General features: G+C 63.0%; 2 protein-coding genes. Both read left to right on the top strand.

The window, feature by feature from the left end; all coding sequences use genetic code 11:
* A partial coding sequence (gene gltB / locus ACESMD_RS14245) for a glutamate synthase large subunit (RefSeq protein ID WP_372614282.1) occupies positions 1-2,115 on the top strand: 2,115 nt, incomplete at its 5' end.
* 70 nt (positions 2,116-2,185) lie between these two features.
* On the top strand, positions 2,186-3,474 hold a 1,289-nt coding region (locus ACESMD_RS14240), incomplete at its 3' end, for an FAD-dependent oxidoreductase (RefSeq protein WP_372614280.1).

The following is a 3,474-nucleotide window of genomic DNA, read 5'->3' as shown; positions in this document are numbered from 1 at the left end:
TCCCAGGGCGGAATGCTCAAGTATGTTCATGGTCACGAGTACCATGCCTACAACCCGGACGTGGTCATGTCCCTGCAGCAGGCCGTGCAGGAGGGCAGTTACGAGAAGTGGAAGAAATTTGCCGCCCTGGTCAACGAACGCGCCCCGGCGACCCTGCGAGACCTGCTAAAGCTGAAGCCGTCCGCCGAGCCTGTGCCTCTCGAGGAAGTCGAGTCCATCGATGATCTCATCCCGCGCTTCGACAGCGCCGGCATGTCCCTGGGTGCCCTGTCACCGGAGGCCCATGAGTCCCTGGCCCAGGCCATGAACGAGGCGGGCGGGCGCTCCAATTCCGGTGAAGGGGGTGAGGATCCGGCTCGCTACGGCACCATCCGCTCCTCCAAGATCAAGCAGATCGCCTCGGGGCGCTTCGGTGTCACCCCGCATTACCTCGTCAATGCAGAGGTGTTGCAGATCAAGGTGGCCCAGGGTGCCAAGCCGGGTGAAGGCGGCCAGTTGCCCGGCGGCAAGGTCAACGAACTGATCGCCCGCTTGCGCTATTCCGTGCCCGGCGTGACTCTCATCTCGCCGCCACCGCACCACGATATCTATTCCATCGAGGACCTGGCCCAGTTGATCTTCGACCTCAAGCAGGTCAATCCGGACGCCCAGGTTTCCGTCAAGCTGGTCTCCGAGCCAGGCATCGGCACCATCGCCACCGGCGTGGCCAAGGCCTATGCTGACCTGATCACCGTATCCGGTTATGACGGTGGTACCGCGGCGAGCCCCCTGACCTCCATCAAGCATGCCGGCAGCCCGTGGGAGCTGGGCCTGCCCGAGGTGCACCAGGCGCTGCGCATCAATGGCCTGCGTGACAAGATCCGGCTGCAGACCGATGGCGGCCTCAAGACCGGCCTCGACGTGGTCAAGGCGGCGATCCTCGGCGCCGAGAGCTTCGGCTTCGGCACCGCGCCCATGGTGGCACTGGGCTGCAAGTATCTGCGTATCTGTCACCTGAACAATTGCGCCACCGGGGTGGCGACTCAGCACGACTACCTGCGCGACGAGCACTTCCGCGGCACCGTCGACATGGTCAAGCACTACTTCCGCTTCATTGCCGAGGAAGTCCGGGAGCTCATGGCCATGCTGGGCGTGCGCCAGCTCACCGAGCTCATCGGCCGCACCGATCTCTTCGAGGTGCTCGAGGGCATTACCCCGTCCCAGCGCAAGCTTGATCTGTCGCCTCTGCTGGAGAATGATTTCATTCCGGCCGATGCACCCCAGTTCTGCCAGATCAGCCGCAACGTGCCCCATGATCCGGGCGCCAAGAACCAGGAAGTATTGGTGGCCCTGAAGGAGGCTATCGAGCAGAAATCCGGTGGTGAGTTCCATTTCAGCATCACCAACTGCGACCGCAGCGTGGGCGCCCTGATCTCCGGCGCCATTGCCAAGCGTCACGGGGAGGCGGGGCTGGAGGATACGCCCCTGGTAGCGCGCTTCACCGGTGTGGCAGGCCAGAGCTTCGGTGTCTGGAATGCTCGTGGCCTGCACCTCTATCTGGAAGGCGATGCCAACGACTACGTCGGCAAGGGCATGAACGGCGGCAAGGTGGTCATCGTGCCGCCGAGGGAGAGCACCTTCGAGAGCCACAGGACGGCGATCGTCGGCAATACCTGCCTGTACGGTGCCACCGGGGGCAAGTTGTTCGCCGCCGGTACCGCCGGGGAGCGTTTCGGGGTCCGCAATTCCGGTGCTCAGGCGGTGATCGAAGGCGCCGGTGACCACTGCGGTGAATACATGACGGGCGGCGTGCTTTGCGTGCTGGGAGAAACGGGCGTCAACTTCGGTGCGGGCATGACCGGTGGCTTCGCCTATGTGCTGGATAAGGATCGCTCCTTCGTCGACAAGTACAACCATGAACTGGTGGAAATCCATCGGGTGAACACCGAGGCGATGGAGGCCTACCGTCGTCACCTGCGCGAGATGGTCGAGGAGTTCGTCGCCGAGACCGGCTCACAGCGTGGCCGGGCGATCCTCGAGGACTTCAGCGATTTCATCCGTCACTTCTGGCTGGTCAAGCCCAAGGCGGCAAGTCTGAGCAGCCTGCTGGCCCAGTCCCGGCGTCAGCCGGAATAAGAAAGACGGCGTCAGCCGGAATAAGTGGGCCATCGGCGTCCCGAACACGCCAGTCAAGAGGAGTCTGATCATGGCAAACCGTCTGAGCAACGATTTCCAGTTCATCGATGTGGGTCGTCAGGACCCAAGCAAGAAGGAGGTGCGGACCCGCACACGGGAGTTCGCCGAGATCTACGAGGCCTACAAGCCCCAGGATGCGGCGAGTCAGGCGCACCGTTGCCTGCATTGCGGCAACCCCTACTGCGAGTGGAAGTGCCCGGTTCACAACTATATTCCCAACTGGCTCCAGCTGGTGGCCGAGGGCAACCTCCTCGAGGCGGCGGAACTGTCGCACAAGACCAATACCCTGCCCGAGGTGTGCGGCCGGGTCTGCCCCCAGGATCGACTCTGCGAGGGTGACTGCACCCTCAATGACGGCTTCGGTGCGGTGACCATCGGCTCGGTGGAGAAGTACATCACCGACACCGCCTTCGCCATGGGCTGGCGTCCGGACATGTCCAAGGTGACCTGGACCGACAGGAAGGTGGCGGTAATCGGTGCCGGTCCGGCGGGGCTTGGCTGTGCTGATATCCTGGTGCGCAACGGCGTCAGGCCGGTGGTCTTCGACAAGTATCCGGAGATCGGCGGCCTTCTGACCTTCGGTATCCCCGAGTTCAAGCTCGAGAAGACCGTCATGAAGCGTCGTCGTGCCGTGTTCGAGGAGATGGGGATCGAGTTCCGGCTCAATACCGAGATCGGCAAGGACGTGAATTTTGACGACCTGCTCGAGGAGTATGATGCCGTTTTCATGGGCATGGGCACTTACAAGTACATGGAAGGGGGCTTTCCTGGCGAGGATCTTCCCGGCGTCCACAAGGCGCTCGACTACCTGATCGCCAATGTCAATCATTGCCTGGGGTTCGAGAAGGATCCCCAGGATTACGTTTCCTTCAAGGATCAGCGCGTGGTGGTGCTGGGCGGCGGCGATACCGCCATGGATTGTAACCGCACCGCCATCCGACAGGGTGCCGCCAGCGTGACCTGTGCCTACCGCCGTGACGAGCAGAACATGCCGGGTTCCCGCCGCGAGGTGGGTAATGCCCGCGAGGAAGGTGTGGAGTTCCTGTTCAATCGCCAGCCGGTTGCCGTGGTGGGTGAGGGCAAGGTGGAGGGCGTCAAGGTGGTTCGTACCCGTCTCGGCGAACCCGACGAGAATGGCCGTCAGCGTCCCGAAGTAGTTCCGGGCTCGGAGGAGATCATCCCGGCCGATGCCGTGGTGGTGGCCTTCGGCTTCCAGCCGAATCCGGCATCCTGGTTCGAGAGTGCCAGCATCCAGGTGGATGAGCGCAATCGCGTCACGGCACCCGAGCATGGCAGCTT

Source organism: Halomonas sp. (assembly GCF_041689495.1).
Taxonomy (GTDB): Bacteria; Pseudomonadota; Gammaproteobacteria; order Pseudomonadales; family Halomonadaceae; genus Halomonas.
This window is presented reverse-complemented; position numbering and strand designations above follow the sequence as displayed.